We start from the raw sequence: 15,479 nt of genomic DNA on the forward strand, positions 1-15,479 counted from the left end.
CTCAGTCTCCTTCGAACACCGGACGCGTCTTCGCCGCGAACGCGTTGTATGCGCGCTCGAAATCGCGCGTGCCCATGCAGAGCGCCTGCGCCTGCGCTTCGGATTCGATCGCTTCGTCGATGCTCATACTCCATTCCTGGTGCAGCATCTTCTTCGTCATGCCGTGCGCGAAGCTCGGACCGGCCGCGAGATCGGCGGCGAGCTTCTGTGTTTCTTCGATGAGCGCGGCCGGGTCGCACAGGCGGTTGTAGAAGCCCCAGGCGTGAGCTTCGTCGCCGCTTGCCGAGCGGCCGGTGAACAGCAGTTCGGCGGCGCGTCCCTGGCCGATGATGCGCGGCAGCATCGCGCACGCGCCCATGTCGCAGCCGGCGAGGCCGACGCGCGTAAACAGGAACGCGAGCTTGCTGCGCGCGGTGCCGAGGCGCAGATCGGAAGCCATCGCGAGGATCGCGCCGGCGCCCGCGCAGACGCCGTCGACGGCTGCGACGATCGGCTGCGGGCAATGGCGCATTGCCTTGACGAGGTCGCCGGTCATGCGCGTGAACAGCAACAACTCGGGCATCGGCAGATCGATCAGCGGCGCGATGATGTCGTGCACGTCGCCGCCCGAGCAGAAGTTTTCGCCCGCGCCGTGCAGCACGACGGCTTTCACGTCGGTCGCGTACGCGAGATCGCGGAACAGGTTGCGCAGCTCCGCATACGATTCGAAGGTCAGCGCGTTCTTGCGCTCGGGACGGTTCAGCGTGATCGTCGCGACCTTGTCGGTCACCGACCAGCCGAAATGCTTCGCCTCGTGGCCTGCGAGGGTCAGGCGGTTGCCGGACAACAGTGCATCGGCGTTGGATCGTGTCATGTATTCCTCCAGTGCGAAGTCAGCCTCTCAGGCTGTCGAGCAGATGCTGCTTGAGCTTGCCGAGATCCTGATGCGTCTTCATCTTTTCGTCGAGGCTCAGGCCGCCGAACAGTTCGACGACCCATTGCTCGTGCGCGACGGCCATTTTGTCGAACGCCTTGCGGCCAGCGGGTGTCAGGCACACGCTGATCGAGCGGCGGTCGTTCGGATCGGTGTCGCGCGTGACGAGCCCTTCTTTTTCGAGCTGATCGGTGATGCCAGTGACGTTGCCGCCCGTCACCATCAAACGGCGCGATAGCTCGGTCATCTTCAGGCCATCGGGATGTCGTTCGAGCTGCGCCATCAGATCGAATCGCGGCAGCGTGGTGTCGAATTCGGTGCGCAGACGTTTGCGCAATTCGGCCTGGACGAGGTTGGTGGTGGTCAGCATGCGCAGCCACAAACGCAGGCCCATGTGGCTGTCCGCTCCGGTGCTCATTTCGAGGTCCACGACGTTCTCCGCGGGTTGAGCCACGCCTTTGCGCGACAGCTTCGCATCCGATGCCGCCGCCGACTTTTTTGCTTGGGTTGATTTGCTCACATCACTTCTCCACCCGAAATGGAAATGGATTGCCCCGTGATCGCATCCGAGCCGGGGCGGCACAGCCACAACACCGCGTTCGCGACCTGCTCCGGATTCACGAAGCGGCGCTGCGGATTCGAGCGCAGCAGCGTTTCGCGCGCCTGTGCTTCGGTGCGCGAGGTCTTGCTCGTGATCTGTTCGAGCGAGGCATGCAGCAGTTCGGTTTCGGTGTAGCCGGGGCACACTGCATTGACCGTGATGCCGCGCGTCGCGGTTTCGAGCGCGAGCGAGCGCGTGAGACCGATCACGCCGTGCTTCGCGGCGCAATACGCGGCGACGTACGCATAACCGATCTGCCCCGCGGTGCTCGCGACGTTGACGATGCGGCCATAGCCACGCTCGAGCATGCCGGGCAGGACGGCGCGCGTACCGAGAAACACGCCAGTCAGATTCACGTCGAGCATGCGTTGCCACAGCGCGATATCGGTGTGCGTGAACGGCGCGGCCTGCGCCTGGCCCGCGTTGTTCACGAGGATATCGACGGCGCCGGCCTGCTCGAATGCGCGCGCCACCGAATCTTCTTGCGTGACGTCCACGCTGATACACGCGACGTCGCCGAGCGCCGCGCATTGCTCGCGCTGCGTGTCGAGGCGTTGCGCGTTGCGGCCCATCAGCGTGACGCGCGCGCCGGCGCGCAGCAGCGCCTGCGCGATGGCCGCGCCGATGCCGCTGCCGCCGCCGGTGACGACCGCGTGTTGTCCGGCGAGAGGAGTGTCCGAGGTGTTCACACGGTTCCTTCGGCGCGTTGCGCGCGTTGTTGCGCCGTGAGGCCGGCATTGGCGATGGCCTGCGCACGCTCGCGTTCGAGGTTGCGTTCGAGCTGCATTTTCGCGGCGGTATAGGGTTTCGGCCACGCGACGTCGAGATAGCCGATCTTTGCCGCTTCGTTCAACGTCCACGACGGATTCGCGAGATGCGGACGCGCGATCGCGCACAGATCGGCGCGACCCGCCGCGATGATGCTGTTCACGTGGTCGGCTTCCGAAATCGCGCCGACCGCGATCGTCGCGATGCCGGCTTCGTTGCGCACGCGATCGGCGAACGGCGTCTGGAACATGCGGCCAAACACGGGCTTTTCTTCCTTGCTGACCTGGCCCGACGACACGTCGATCATGTCCGCGCCGGCCGCCTTGAACGCTTGCGCGATCTTCACGGCGTCGTCGGGCGTGTTGCCGCCATCGACCCAGTCGTGCGCCGAAATCCGCACCGAGATCGGCTTGTCTTGCGGCCACACCGCGCGGATCGCGCTGAATACCTGCAGCGGATAACGCAGACGGTTGTCGAGCGGACCGCCGTATGTGTCGGTACGGTGATTCGTGAGCGGCGACAGGAAGCTCGACAGGAAATAGCCATGCGCGCAGTGCAGTTCGAGCCAGTCGAAACCCGCTTCGATCGACATGCGCGTCGCCTCGACGAACTGCTGCTCGATGGCGCGCAGCTCGTCATGTGTGGCTTCGCGCGAATGCTGGCTGATACCGCGCAGATACTGCTGCGGCGACGCCGAAACGAGTGGCCAGTTGCCTACGTCGAGCGGCTGATCGATGCCTTCCCACGCGACGCGCGTCGAACCTTTCGCGCCCGAGTGGCCGAGCTGGATGCCGATCTTCGCATCCGATTGCAGATGGACCAGATCGACGATGCGTTTCCACGCGACCAGATGCTCGGGCGCGTACATGCCCGGGCATCCGGGCGTGATGCGCGCTTCGGGCGACACGCAGGTCATCTCGGTCATCACGAGCGCGGCGCCGCCCATCGCGCGCGCGCCGAGATGCATCAGGTGATAGTCGCCGGCCACGCCGTTTACCGCCGAGTACTGCGCCATCGGCGACACCATCACGCGATTTTTCAGCTTGACGCCGCGCACCTTCAAGGGGGGTGAACATCGGCGGAATCGAATGCCTGTCAGCGGCGCGCTCCACACCCGCGCGCTTCGCGAGCCAGTCCTCGAAACCGGACAGATACTGCGCATCGCGCTCGCGCAGGTTCTCGTGCGAGATGCGCTGCGAGCGCGTGAGCAACGAATACGCGAACTGTTCCGGCTCGAACGACGTATAACGATCGACGTGCTCGAACCATTCGGTCGAATTGCGCGCGGCGTTCTGGATGCGCAGCACGTCGACGCTGCGTACTTCGGTGTAGTGCTTCAATGCGGCGGCCAGATCGTCCAGGTGCGAACCCGGGTGCGCGCTGATGCTGTTCGCGAGTTCGATCGCGTCTTCGAGCGCGAGCTTGGTGCCCGAGCCGATCGAGAAGTGCGCGGTGTGCGCGGCGTCGCCCATCAGCACGATCGGCGTTCGTGTGCCGTTTGCATTGCTGCGCCAATGCACCCATTCCTTGTTGACGACGCGCGGAAAACGGATCCATTGCGACGAGCCGCGCAGATGCGCCGCGTTCGACATCAGCGCGTTGCCGTCGAGGTACTTCGCGAACAGCTTCTCGCAGAACGCGATGCTGTCTTCCTTGCTCATTTCGTCGAGACCGGCGGCGCGCCACACGCGTTCCGGTGTTTCGACGATGAACGTCGAGGTTTGATCGTCGAAGCGGTAGGCGTGCGCCTGGAACCAGCCGAATTCGGTTTGCTCGAACGCGAACGTGAACGCGTCGAACAGCTTCTTCGTACCGAGCCACACGAAGCGGCAGTCGCGCACGTCGATGTCCGGCTGGTAGGTGTCCGCGTATTTCTGGCGCACGAGGCTGTTCAGGCCGTCGCTCGCGATGATCAGGTCCGCGTCGTACGCGCTGTCGTCCACGACCTGGGTTTCGAACACGAGCTTCACGCCGAGTTCTTCGCAGCGCGCTTGCAGGATATTCAGCAGACGTTTGCGACCGATGCCGCAAAAACCGTGGCCCGATGAGCGCACGTTGCGGCCGCGAAAGTGAATCTCGATGTCGTCCCAGTGATTGAACGCGTCGAGAATCGCCTCGGCGCTCGGGGCGTCGGCGGCGCGCAGATTGCCGAGCGTCTGGTCGGAGAACACGACGCCCCAGCCGAAGGTGTCGTAGGGGCGGTTGCGCTCGATTACCATGACTTCATGGCCGGGGTTGCGTTGTTTCATCAACAGACCGAAGTACAAACCGGCCGGACCGCCGCCGATACAGACTATGCGCATGCTGGGTTCCCCAAAATGAACTCTGCGGTGAGATTAATTTAGGTTTTAATAGTTTAGATGTCAAGTAAATTTCGGCGACAGGTCTCGAGTCGTGTTCTTGATCCTGGAAATAAAAAGCGTCAGTGAAAAATAAAGAGTGTCACGCGTCTCTCACAATGCGGAATATCGGACTGACGTTTCAGTATGCGAAAGCAGGGGCGGGAGCCCCTTCGGGGACGCGCAACAAAGCCTGCATCGAAGCAGGCGAGAACTGGGAGGGCTTGGGCTACGCCCGGAGAAAAGCGCATTCGACTTGCAGCAAAAATCCGCGACGAACTTTTTTTGCGCACCGCAAAGCTTTCTGGCTATCGGGTTCTTCACTCATCGAAGGGCTACTTTGCTTCAGTCTTCCGCTCAAGTCGCATCCGGCCCGGTGGCTCGAAGTACGTGCCGAACCGCACCAGGCCGGCCTTCTTCATGTGGCACGTCATCTCGAAGCTCACGAGCACGCCGGGGTCCTGATTGTCGATGATCTCGACGTCGATTGCGCGAATCCGGGGTTCGTACTTCAAAAGCGTTGCCTCCATCTGCTGCCTGAGCAGGTGGGACGAAGCGGGCAGTGCCTTGTAGATGTTCGTGAGGTCCGGCAGGCCATAATCGGGCAGGTGCTTGAGCGCGCCCGCGCGCGTGTTGAGGATGCGCCGCACATTCTGCTGCACGCTCATGATTTCGAGCGTTCTGTCGTCGTAGGCATCGAGCGGCTCCCCGCCGATCTGGCCGAGCAGCATGTCGTAAAGGGACGGGCCTGCTGGCATCGTGCGCTCTCCTAGATGCCGGCGTCGGCCGGCACACGTTCGCCCGTTTGCTCCACTGCTGGTGCGTTCGCCCCGGCTGCCGGCACATCATCGTGCTCAACAAAGTCGATCGTGAGATTCCCTTCAGACGAACCGGACAGCTGGATTTCCGCCGGCGCCTCGCCGTTCGCCATCCGCGTGAGCAGTTCGCGCGACACGGCGGGCAGGATCCGCTGGTTGAGGAACGCATCGACGTTGCGCGCACCCGATTCACGCGCGAGGCAACGCTGCGCGAGTGAATCGGTCAGGGCGTCATCGGCGGTCAATGCGACGTCGTGCTGCCTGCGCAGACGGTCGGCGATTTTCGCGAGCTTGAGCCGCACGATCGAAGCGAGCGCACCTGCGTCCAGAGGGCGATACGCCAGCGTCTGGAAGCGCGCGAGCAGCGCGGGCTGGAAGTGCGCAACGAGCTGCGGATGGATCGCCTCGAGCAGTTCGGCCTGCGAGATGGCCGGGTGCAGCCACGCGTCCCACGCATCGAGACGCACGCGCACCAGTTGCTCCGCATCACGCGACGGAAACAGACTCTTGAACAGACCGGACAGCATTTACTCGACCTCCGGCATCGCGCCATGCGGCAGCGGCATCGAAGCGTGTTTCGCTGCTGCAATCGCTGACGGCGGCAGTGGCGGCGGATTGACGGCCGAGAGCTTCGGTCCGCCTTTCGCCGTGCTGGTCACGAAGATCCGCGGCGGCAGCGTGAAGTGGCGTAGTTCGAGCACGTCGAGCGGCCCCGCTCCAGCCTCGCTGCGAAGCTGTACACGCAGCGGAATGCCCTGGCTCTGGTCCGGCGTCCATGTCAACAGATAGCGCGCGCTGTCCTGCGGCGACACCTTCGCGTGCTCAAGCAGCCGGATCAGCCCGAACCGGCCCTGCGCGTCGAGCCCCGAGCGCAATCCGCCCTGCTCGGTCTGCCACTCGATATGCGAGAGATTCTCCAGCGAGTCGCCGGGCCAGATAAACGGCGTCCACTCTTCCTTCTGGTTGAAGTAGTGCAACTCGCGGCCAGACAGGACAAACCTCATGTCGGTTACCCGCGGGCACGAGACAGCGCGTACAACGTGCACGGGACGGCCTGCCCGGACCGGGCGGAAGCGGCGCGCCCGACTATCGTGAGCGGGCCTTCGCCGCGATCCGCAAACTCGCGCGGGCTTGGGGTGGGCAATGCGTCTCGGCCGCGTATGAGGGCTACAAGGTGCCGCTCGAGTTCGAGTGCGCAGCGGGACACCGGTTCCCGATGCTGATTCACATGCTGCGCATGGGTAGCTGGTGCCAGGCTTGCGCCTATGAGCGCGCAACGATTCACTCGCTGGAGGAGGCGCGTGCACTCGCGGCGGCAAAGGACGGCCAGTGCCTGTCGACCCAATACGAGAACATTAGGAAAAAACTGCGCTGGCGTTGTGCAGCCGGTCATACATGGCTCGCCAGCCTGGAGGGCGTGCTGGCGGGTGACTGGTGCCAGAGCTGCCATCACCAGAGTATCAAACCCCCGCAGGAAGCTCTTGAACGGGCTGCGGCCGAGCGGGGTGGACGGTGCCTGTCAGCATATGTCGACAAGGAAACGCCGCTGGAGTGGCAGTGCGCCGAAGGTCACATCTGGAAAGCACAGTGGTTCAGGGTGAAGAAAGGCCAGTGGTGCCACCGCTGCGCGGTGAAGGCCAGAACGCGCACGATCGAACAGATGCAGGAAGTGGCGAATTCGCGTGGCGGACGCTGCCTGTCGACGGTCTACCCGGGACCACACGGCAAGATCGACTGGGAGTGCGCCAAGGGTCACCTGTGGCGCGCCTCGGTCAACAGTGTCTGGCGAGGCAGCTGGTGCCCGGAATGCGCCTGGGAAAGCCGCCGTCTGGCGCGTAACCGCCGGCGGAGCAAGGGGTCCGTGCCGATCATGGTATGACGCGCCATGTGGATGATACGCTCGCCGCGATCCTGTTCGCGTGGGGATTTCTGCATGTTGCGCTCAAGCTGATTTTCGCGACCAACCCGCTTCACCATTGATTGCAATCATGCAACGACGAAAACTCATCGTCGCCGCGCTGGTTGTCGCCGCGTCGTCGCCGCTCGGCGGCTGTTCCCTGTTCGGCTGCGGCGGCTCGGCAACCAGTGGCGGCGCCTTTGGCGGATGCCACGCCGGCACCCGCTTTTAGACTGACTCAGAGAAGACGAAACAACATACGGATACCCTCAGCTTTCGCGGCCACCAACGGCTGCGTTGAACAGCGAACATGACGCGCACGCATAAACGTAAGCACACGGAGCACAAGGACCACCGCGGCTCGACCGCGTGCAGTCCAACGCAAACGTTGATCCCCGAGTTCGACGCGACGCTACCGGTCACGCATGCTGCGGGCCGCGCGTACAGCGACGACGATCCGTTGTTGACAACGTTCGTAACCGGAATCTGGGACGAGTTGTACTCGCGAGAGACGACGCCCGTGCCACCGTGCCCGGCCTGCAAGAGTGGCAACACGCGGGTGCAGAACCGGCCGAATCGCCATCATGCATTACCGTTTTTCCGGTACCGCGCGTGCAAGCGGACCTACTCGCGCCTAACCGGGACGCCTCTCGCGCATCGGATCTTGCCCGCGCGCGATGCGGCCAAGGATCTATATGAAGCTTGCGCCTCCGTTGACGGGGATCGTTTGGCCCGTGATGAATGCGTTGCCGACGACCATCAGCACGACCTCCGCGACCTCGCTCGCTTCGCCCAAGCGCCCGACGGGCAGCCTTTCTGCGACATTGGACGCCTTGAGCGGTCCAGCCATTTCGGTGTCGATCGGTCCCGGTGCAACGGCGTTGACGGTGATCCCTTCGCGGGCGAGCCGTGCCGCATAGCCGCGCGTCAAGCCTTCGAGGCCGGCTTTCGATGCGTTGTAGTGAACGCCAACCAAGCCGGGGCCGCGGGCGGCGGCCGACGAGACGTTGACGATGCGGCCCCAGCGCCTCGCGCGCATGCCGGGCAGCACTGCCTGCGTGCAGAGAAACGCCGATTTCAGATTGACGGCGAGCGTTCGATCGAACTCCGCTTCCACGAGATCGTCTATGTCGACGATCGTCGCGGTGCCCGCGTTGTTCACGAGCACGTCGATCAGGCCGAGGCGGTTTTCCACCTCGGCGATCATCGCTTCGACGTCGTCTGCGACCGATACATCGGCGCATACCGCGATCGCGCGGCCTCCGGCGCGTTCGATTTCCGCGACGACGTCGGCCGCGTCGTTCTCGCGTTGCCGATAGTTGACCGCGACTGCTGCGCCGGCTGAGGCAAGCGCGATCGAAATGGCGCGTCCGATTCCGCGCGAGCCGCCGGTCACCAAGGCGACACGATCGTTTAAGTTGAGCGAATGAGAATGAGCTGGCATCGTGGAACTCCTCGGTTGCGGGGGGCAGAACCGGTTATGGCCTCGTCTGCGAGGCGTGGTGTCGCCGAGCGAGGCGTTGCCGGAAAGCATCCTGGTTTGCCCCCTCCAAAGCGTCTTCGCCGGAAAGTCGCCCTGCTGCTTTCATCGATCTTTCGGCCGTTCTGGCTTCAAAGAAGCCGTTGCAGCTAGACTGGGCCGAACGGCAGCTCAGGGTCAGCGACAATCGCGGGCGGCGGCACCCTCGCAATGGATGTCGCTCGCCTGGTTGTAGCAAAATCTGGAGCCCGACCATGTATGCGATGCATTATGAAATCACCTTGCCCGCCGACTACGATATGCAGATCATCCGAAATCGCGTCGCGGACCGCGGGCACATGACCGACACGTTCGCTGGCCTTGGTCTCAAGGCTTACCTGATCCGCGAGCGCGACAAGGCAGGTGCGACGCTCAACCAGTATTCGCCCTTCTACTTGTGGAATGACACCGTTGGTATGAACCGTTTCCTGTGGGAAGGAGGCGGTTTCCAAGGCATCGTCGAATCGTTCGGACGGCGCGTCGTGCTGACATGGTCGGGCCTCCTGTGCCAGCGCGGACCAGCGTCCGGCGTATTGCCTTGCGCGGCGACGCGGGAGCGAGTGGTCGTTCCTCGCGAAGCCGATCTCGCGCAGGCCGCGCGAGATGCGGTCGCTGAAGTCGAGCGTATCGCAAGGCATAGTAGTGTGATCGCCAGCGCCTGTGCGATTGATCCGCGCTCCTGGGAGCGTGTCACCTTCACGCTTTGGGCCGACACACCAGAAGCAGTTGTCCCAGGCGAACGCTACGAAGTACTGCACTTGTCGCGCCCAGGCTTCGATGACCTCGCGCCGTCAACAGAATAGATAGCGCCAGCAGCCTAACGTTTCGTCCAGTCGGCGACCGCGTTCAATTGCCGTCAGGCAGTCCTCGGCCACGAACGGACGTTGGACGTCGCGGGCTAGATTGGCGACAATCGGGCAACTTTGCGAGAACGCGACATGTGGAGTCGGTGGTGTCCATCAACGTAAGCGGGACGGAAGGCTACGCTGAGAACGCTCAATCGCTCATCGAGCAATGGCAGGACATCTCATTTGAGAACAGCCACAGGCCCGTCATGCATCTCTTGCCGATGCCCCCGGCCCACATTCTTGACGTTGGCGCCGGTATCGGAACCGATGCAGCTGCGTTAGGAGCTATGGGGCATACAGTGATGGCCGTAGAACCAGTGGACGCGTTGCGCGTCGCAGGAATCGGGCTGCATTCGTCTTCCCGGATTGAATGGGTGGACGACAGTCTGCCGGATCTCATGTCTGTACGTTCGCGACGAAGAGAATTCGACTTGGTGATGCTCTCCGCCGTTTGGATGCATCTGGACGAAGACGAGCGTTGTCAGGCGATGTCGACGGTCAGCTCCTTGCTGCGGGAAGGTGCGATGGTGGTGATGTCTTTACGTCACGGTCCAGTCCCCGAAGGACGCCGAATGTTTGATGTTTCGGCAGCAGAGACCATTCGGTTAGCAAGCGCCCATAGCTTCAGGACTGTGCTAAATGTCCGGACCGAATCCACCCAACGAGGAAATCAGCGGATGGGTGTGACCTGGAGCCGCCTCGCCTTTGTCACAGGTGGTGGGCAAGATTAGCTTCGATCCCTTCCATCGGCGGTGTCCGGCCATCATCAGCCTTTCGTCCGTGCGTGAGAAGAGACATACGAAGGTCGGCTTCATATCCGACAACGGCTCCTTGCGCTCGAGAGGCCACAGCTCCATCGCGAGTCTAATCGAACATCTCGGCTAAAGATCGAGCACCAGTACCTTGCTTCTCGCGCGCGATACGCAGGCCGTCAGGAATTCGGCCTTCTCGTCGTCGTTGAGAATGCAGTCGTTGTGCTCAACTTCCCCGGACAGATACCGCACCTTGCATGTCCCGCACAGCCCCGCATGACACGATGTTTCGATTGTGACGCCCGCTTGTTCGAGTGCGTCCGCGATGCTCTGATCGTTCGCGACTTCGATCATCTGTCCCGTGCTCGCGATCTTCACGCTGAACGTGTCCGCCACATCGTTCGCCGCGCTCGCGGGTTCGCTTCGCCCCGGCGCCTTGAAGTGCTCGAAGTGGACGGTGCCGGCGGGCCAGTGTGCGCTTGCATCCGCGCATGCCTGCATGAAACCAGCTGGACCGCAGTAATACACGTGCACGCCGTGCGACGGCTCGCTCAGCAAGCGGCGGATGTCGAGCCCCGCCTTCGGATCACCGCCGTCGAAGTGAAAGTGCACGCGGCCGTTCACGCGCATCGGCTCGAGTTCCCCGGAAAGCGCGGCACAGTCCGCATCTCTCGCGCAGTAGTGCATTTCGTATTCGATGCCGGCGTCTTCCAGCCAATGCGCCATCGACTTGAGCGGCGTCACACCGATGCCGCCCGCGATGAGGATCACCCTGCGCGCATCGTCGACGAGCTGAAATTGGTTGCGCGGACGGCTCACGCGCACGATGTCCTGCACATGCACGCGCTCGTGCAGCGCTCTCGATCCGCCACGGCCGCGCTCGTCGCGCAGCACGGCGATCACATAGCGATGGCGCTCGTTGGGTGCGTTGCACAGCGAATACGGGCGCACGAGGCCGTCGCCGAGATGGATGTCGATATGAGCGCCGGCAGTGAAGGCCGGCAACTCGGCGCCGGACGGCTCGACCAGTTCGTAAGAGTTGATGCCTTTGCCTTCGAAACGAACCTGTCGCACGAGCAACTGGAGCGTGCTGCCGTCGGAGTTCGATGTCTGTTCGCTTGCCATTTTCCTGATCCCTCATATGTGCTGCCGAATCCCGATTCGCCGCACGAGGCGCGCAACGCGCCCCTTGCTTGTCGTGGCGCTTCAGTTCTTCATCGATTGTTCGAGTTCCTCGAACTTCTCGCGCACGAACACTGCGCGTTCATCCGCCTTTAGCCGCTCGCTCTCGTTGAGGATCGAGACGATCGTCTTCGTGACCTTGCGGCGCCGCGCGACTTCTTCTTCGACCGTGTCGCCTTCGGGAATCTCGAACACGTTGCCCGAGCAATAGCTGTTGGGTGCGCCCGCGTTCGCACGGAACCACTCGGCGAAGCTCTGCGCCGATGCCGCCGGATTCGTGCCGCGCAGCGCATCGCGTAGCAACTTGCGAAAGAGGAAGAGGCCGGCGTCGAACTTCGTCGGGTTCTCGAGCGCGTGCACGGCGATCGGTCGCTGGCTGATGATCGCTTCGTAGTCGCCGGGCGCGTATTGCGCGGCCTTGTAGTTCTCGCGCTCGCGATGATTCGGCGGAATGGGCGGCAGATCCTCGAGCTTGTATTCGCCGAAGCGCTCGGGGCGCCGCATCGCGACCTGTCCTTCGAGAAAGTCGATCGACTCATAGCCGACGAGTTCCTTCTTGCCGACGCCGCGCGTATCGATGCCCGGGCCCATCACGCGCCAGCCGATCATCTTGCTGTTCTCGTCGTCGACGGGAACGGTCCAGCGGATGATGTGAAAGCGGCTGAACAGCTTCTTCTTCGATCCGTCTTCCGACGTGTACGCATGCAGGCTCAGATTCGGCAGCACCTGATGTTGCACGCGCACGAAGAGCCGGTCCTTATCGACTCGACGCGCGCCCGCGCAGGCGAGGCTGCGGCCCTGCTGCACCGGCACGAAGTGCATGTCGGGCGCGACTTCCATTGATGCCGCGCCGACCTCGTCGAATGTCGTGCCCTGGTACTGCCCATTCACGACATTCTTGCCGGCATGCAGCGCGGTGGGGTGATAGTTGTCGGCGGCGTTGTCCTGCACCTGCAGCCAATTGCAATGCTGGAAGTTGCTGTACGGCACAAGCTCGTCGCCCGGCAACACCGTGAAGTCGCCTTCCCATTCGGGAAAGGGCGGCTCGGCATCGGGCGGTCCCATGTACGCGAACACGAGGCCGTTGCGCTCGACCGCCTTGTACGCACCCTGCTGGATCGAGCACGCGAATTTCTCGGCTTCCTTCTCTTCGCCCTTCGGAAACGGCACATGCAGGCATGTGCCGTCCACGTCGAACACCATGCCGTGATAGCAGCACCGGATGCCGCGCTCCTGGATCGCGCCGTATTCGAGCGACGCGCCGCGGTGCACGCAATGCGCATGCAGCACGCCCACGCGCCCGCTGCCATCGCGAAACGCCACCAGTTCCTCGCCGAGGATCTTGAGATAACGCGGTGTGTCCGTCAGTTCGATCGACATGCACACGGGATGCCAGAACGCGCGCATGAACTCGCCCATCGGTGTGCCGGGGCCGGTCTCGGTGAGCTCGGGATCGTGGCCAGGCACCTTGCTTGTGTAGTAACCGCCGTACGGAATCAGCTTCTTCGACACGACATTGCCGCCGCTCGTCTTCTGTCCTTCCAGCTTGTCTTCCTTGATCGTCATCGCAAATCCTATTTTGAGGTGGTGGAGTTGTCAGTCGCCGGCACTTTGAACGCCGAACTCGATATTCAGAACACCGTACTCTGTATCCAAAGATTAGTCGCGTGATACGGCGATGTCTCTATGGGTAAACGCGGAGATTCACCTTTTCGCTTCGGCGCCGGACATTGACGCTCCCGCGGTGCGGTTATACCCTTGCCGTATTCTGTATCCATAAACGAGCTTTGATCATGGCGACGAAACTGCTCAAGCTTCAGGCGCGCACCGACTACGTGGACGAGGTCTACAAGGTGCTGCTCGATGCCATTAGCTCTGGGACGCTCGCGCCCGGGACGCGCATCACGCAGGAAGAAATCGCCGAGCAACTTGCGGTGTCGCGCTCGCCGGTGTTGCAGGCGCTGCGCTTGCTCAAGAAGGACGGACTGGTGCAGGACGCGCCCGGGCGGGGTTTGCTCGTGACTCCGCTCGACGCGGCCTGGATCAGCCATCTCTATGAAATCCGCGGCGCGCTCGACTCGCTCGCCGCGCGTCTTGCCGCCGGTCGCGGCGCGAAGCTGGACAAGGCATTGATCACGAACGGCCGTCGCGCGTCGAAGGCCGACGACGTGAAGGCGATGATCGATGCCGACATGGCGTTCCACGCCGCGATCTATGCCGCGTCGGGCAATCCGCTCATCGTGGAGACCGCGCAGATGCACTGGGTCCATCTGCGACGGGTGATGGGCGCGGTGCTGCAGTCGTCGGGGCAGCGCCAGGCGATCTGGGACGAGCACGCAGCCATCGCCGCGGCCATCGCCGATGGCGACCCGCAGCGCGCGACGGAACTGACCGATCTTCATACGACTCGGGCGCGGCAGAATCTCGTCGAGCGGCTCGGGCAGGTGCTGAGCGATCGGCAGGAAGAAAAAGTGAGCTGATGCGATGATCCCGCGATCGCGGGATCTTTGCGTGGAGCGGGACTTCGCTCAAGCCCGCTTGCGCCGGCCGTTCACGAGTGCGGCCGGCACGGTGAAGACGAGCACGCTGCCGATGATCAGGCTCGCCGCCAGCCCAAGTACGCCGTTGCCGGTCGATCCCGTGCCTGTCTGAATCAGCCCGATCACGTAAGGGCTCACGACACCCGATACGCTGCCGACCGAATTCGCCAGCGCAAGCCCCGCCGCCGCGGCGGCGCCGCCCAGGATAGCGGGTGGCAACACCCAGAACTGCGAAATTGTCGTCATCACGCCCATCGTGCCGATCGTGAGGGCGATCATCGCGATTGGCGTCGAATGGGCGAACGCGACGCTCGTGCACAGTCCGGCCGCTCCGACCACCCCGGGCAACGCAAGATGCCAGCGCCGCTCGCCGCGGGCGTCCGAGCTCTGACCGACGAGCAGCATGGAGACGGCCGCCGCCGCGTAAGGGATCGCGGAAAGCAGGCCGATATTGAGCGGATCGGCCACGCCGCTCGCCTTGACGAGCGTGGGCAGCCAGAAGCTCACGCCGTACAGGCCCATCGTGAAGAAGAAGTAGATCGCACTCAGGAGCAGCACCTTCGGGTGCATCAGGCCGTCCTTCACCGAATGCAGCGCGTGAGCCGGCTCTTCGTCCTTCAGACCGGCTTCGAGCATGGCTTTCTGCGAGTCTGTGAGCCACTTCGCATCGGCGAGCTTGTCGTCGAGATAGAAGAACGCGACCAGCCCGAGGATCGCGGTCGGAATGCCTTCTATCAGGAACAGCCATTGCCAGCCCGCCAGCCCGTGCGATGCATTCATATGATTCATGATCCAGCCTGACAGCGGCCCGCCGACGACTCCCGACATCGGAATGCCCGTCAAGAAGAGCGCGGTGACCTTGCTGCGGCGCGAGGCCGGGAACCAGTACGTGAGGTAGAGCAGGATCGCGGGGATAAAGCCCGCTTCGGCGACGCCCAGCAGGAAGCGCATGATGTAGAAGCTCATCGGCGTTCTGACGAACATCATGCCCGCCGAGACGATGCCCCAGGTGATCATGATGCGGGCGATCCAGCGGCGCGCGCCGACGCGCAGCAGGATCAGGTTACTGGGCACTTCGAAGAGAAGATAGCCCACGAAGAAGACGCCGGCGCCCGCGCCATAGACCGCGTCGCTGAACTTGAGCGCTTGCAGCATCTGCAGCTTCGCGAAGCTCACGTTGATTCGGTCGAGATACGCGCATAGATAGCACAGGAACAGAAACGGCAAGAGCCGCCATGTCACCTTCGCATAGGTGGACGACTCTCTGCCCTGGTAATACGCAACCGGACTGGCGGAACTCAT

Annotated in this window: 13 protein-coding genes and 3 pseudogenes; 5 read left to right on the forward strand and 11 right to left on the reverse strand. The window is 63.1% G+C overall.

The features are described from left to right. Nucleotide 1: 1 nt before the first annotated feature. From OKW26_RS04810 to OKW26_RS04840, 7 genes and pseudogenes are all read right to left on the reverse strand, one after another. A complete protein-coding gene (locus OKW26_RS04810) occupies nt 2-853 on the reverse strand; it encodes an enoyl-CoA hydratase family protein (RefSeq protein ID WP_429352850.1) in 852 nt (283 codons plus the stop codon). Nucleotides 854-872: 19 nt separating this feature from the next. Next, complete coding sequence (locus tag OKW26_RS04815; protein ID WP_184030378.1) at nt 873-1,433, reverse strand: MarR family winged helix-turn-helix transcriptional regulator; 561 nt, start codon at nt 1,431-1,433, stop codon at nt 873-875. Beyond that, a complete protein-coding gene (locus tag OKW26_RS04820; protein ID WP_090807882.1) occupies nt 1,430-2,203 on the reverse strand; it encodes an SDR family NAD(P)-dependent oxidoreductase in 774 nt (257 codons plus the stop codon). The genes OKW26_RS04815 and OKW26_RS04820 overlap by 4 nt, the downstream gene beginning before the upstream one ends. Continuing rightward, nucleotides 2,200-4,585 (reverse strand): annotated as a pseudogene (locus OKW26_RS04825) (bifunctional salicylyl-CoA 5-hydroxylase/oxidoreductase). The gene OKW26_RS04820 and the pseudogene OKW26_RS04825 overlap by 4 nt, the downstream one beginning before the upstream one ends. Nucleotides 4,586-4,956: 371 nt before the next feature. Then, complete coding sequence (gene tssE / locus OKW26_RS04830; RefSeq protein WP_184057939.1) at nt 4,957-5,379, reverse strand: type VI secretion system baseplate subunit TssE; 423 nt, start codon at nt 5,377-5,379, stop codon at nt 4,957-4,959. 11 nt (nt 5,380-5,390) lie between these two features. Further along, nucleotides 5,391-5,873 (reverse strand): annotated as a pseudogene (locus OKW26_RS04835) (type VI secretion system ATPase TssH); the annotation flags it as partial. 93 nt (nt 5,874-5,966) lie between these two features. Beyond that, nucleotides 5,967-6,470 (reverse strand): annotated as a pseudogene (locus OKW26_RS04840) (type VI secretion IcmF C-terminal domain-containing protein); the annotation flags it as partial. A gap of 185 nt (nt 6,471-6,655) precedes the next feature. Between OKW26_RS04840 and OKW26_RS04845 the strand changes: the two are divergent. Next, nucleotides 6,656-7,318 carry a zinc-ribbon domain-containing protein gene (locus tag OKW26_RS04845; protein ID WP_429352851.1) on the forward strand — a complete coding sequence of 221 codons (663 nt, stop codon included), beginning with the start codon at nt 6,656-6,658 and terminating at the stop codon, nt 7,316-7,318. 109 nt (nt 7,319-7,427) lie between these two features. Then, nucleotides 7,428-7,568, forward strand: coding sequence for a hypothetical protein (locus OKW26_RS04850; protein WP_429352852.1), 141 nt, complete (start codon nt 7,428-7,430; stop codon nt 7,566-7,568). A 459-nt stretch (nt 7,569-8,027) separates the two neighbouring features. On the opposite strand, the gene OKW26_RS04855 is transcribed toward OKW26_RS04850, so the two are convergent. Next, nucleotides 8,028-8,780 (reverse strand): SDR family NAD(P)-dependent oxidoreductase, encoded by a 753-nt coding sequence (locus tag OKW26_RS04855; protein WP_429352853.1) that lies wholly within the window; start codon nt 8,778-8,780, stop codon nt 8,028-8,030. A gap of 290 nt (nt 8,781-9,070) precedes the next feature. On the opposite strand from OKW26_RS04855, the gene OKW26_RS04860 reads away from it, so the two are divergent. Both OKW26_RS04860 and OKW26_RS04865 read left to right on the forward strand, forming a co-directional pair. Further along, on the forward strand, nt 9,071-9,658 hold the full coding sequence (locus tag OKW26_RS04860; protein WP_429352854.1) for a DUF4865 family protein: 588 nt from the start codon (nt 9,071-9,073) through the stop codon (nt 9,656-9,658). Nucleotides 9,659-9,807: 149 nt separating this feature from the next. Next, a complete protein-coding gene (locus OKW26_RS04865) occupies nt 9,808-10,434 on the forward strand; it encodes a class I SAM-dependent methyltransferase (protein ID WP_429352855.1) in 627 nt (208 codons plus the stop codon). Between the two features lie 150 nt (nt 10,435-10,584). Here the strand turns inward: OKW26_RS04865 and OKW26_RS04870 are convergent, their stop codons facing one another. Further along, nucleotides 10,585-11,580: a PDR/VanB family oxidoreductase gene (locus tag OKW26_RS04870; protein WP_429352856.1), complete on the reverse strand. Its 996-nt coding sequence runs from the start codon at nt 11,578-11,580 to the stop codon at nt 10,585-10,587. 81 nt (nt 11,581-11,661) lie between these two features. Beyond that, on the reverse strand, nt 11,662-13,203 hold the full coding sequence (locus OKW26_RS04875; RefSeq protein ID WP_090807834.1) for a Rieske 2Fe-2S domain-containing protein: 1,542 nt from the start codon (nt 13,201-13,203) through the stop codon (nt 11,662-11,664). A gap of 227 nt (nt 13,204-13,430) precedes the next feature. On the opposite strand from OKW26_RS04875, the gene OKW26_RS04880 reads away from it, so the two are divergent. Next, complete coding sequence (locus OKW26_RS04880) at nt 13,431-14,117, forward strand: GntR family transcriptional regulator (RefSeq protein WP_090807832.1); 687 nt, start codon at nt 13,431-13,433, stop codon at nt 14,115-14,117. Nucleotides 14,118-14,165: 48 nt separating this feature from the next. Here the strand turns inward: OKW26_RS04880 and OKW26_RS04885 are convergent, their stop codons facing one another. Beyond that, nucleotides 14,166-15,479: an MFS transporter gene (locus OKW26_RS04885; RefSeq protein WP_429352857.1), complete on the reverse strand. Its 1,314-nt coding sequence runs from the start codon at nt 15,477-15,479 to the stop codon at nt 14,166-14,168.

The organism is Paraburkholderia sp. 32 (genome assembly GCF_050435345.1).
Taxonomy (GTDB): Bacteria; Pseudomonadota; Gammaproteobacteria; order Burkholderiales; family Burkholderiaceae; genus Paraburkholderia; species Paraburkholderia tuberum.

Bases quoted from the DNA above. Each gene is read 5' to 3' on its own strand.
- OKW26_RS04850 (WP_429352852.1), top strand. From the start codon at position 7,428: ATGCAACGACGAAAACTCATCGTCGCCGCGCTGGTTGTCGCCGCGTCG.
- OKW26_RS04860 (WP_429352854.1), top strand. From the start codon at position 9,071: ATGTATGCGATGCATTATGAAATCACCTTGCCCGCCGACTACGATATG.
- OKW26_RS04880 (WP_090807832.1), top strand. From the start codon at position 13,431: ATGGCGACGAAACTGCTCAAGCTTCAGGCGCGCACCGACTACGTGGAC.
- OKW26_RS04855 (WP_429352853.1), bottom strand. From the start codon at position 8,780: ATGCCAGCTCATTCTCATTCGCTCAACTTAAACGATCGTGTCGCCTTG.
- OKW26_RS04885 (WP_429352857.1), bottom strand. From the start codon at position 15,479: ATGAGTTCCGCCAGTCCGGTTGCGTATTACCAGGGCAGAGAGTCGTCC.
- OKW26_RS04810 (WP_429352850.1), bottom strand. From the start codon at position 853: ATGACACGATCCAACGCCGATGCACTGTTGTCCGGCAACCGCCTGACC.
- OKW26_RS04845 (WP_429352851.1), top strand. From the start codon at position 6,656: ATGCTGATTCACATGCTGCGCATGGGTAGCTGGTGCCAGGCTTGCGCC.
- OKW26_RS04875 (WP_090807834.1), bottom strand. From the start codon at position 13,203: ATGACGATCAAGGAAGACAAGCTGGAAGGACAGAAGACGAGCGGCGGC.
- tssE (WP_184057939.1), bottom strand. From the start codon at position 5,379: ATGCCAGCAGGCCCGTCCCTTTACGACATGCTGCTCGGCCAGATCGGC.
- OKW26_RS04870 (WP_429352856.1), bottom strand. From the start codon at position 11,580: ATGGCAAGCGAACAGACATCGAACTCCGACGGCAGCACGCTCCAGTTG.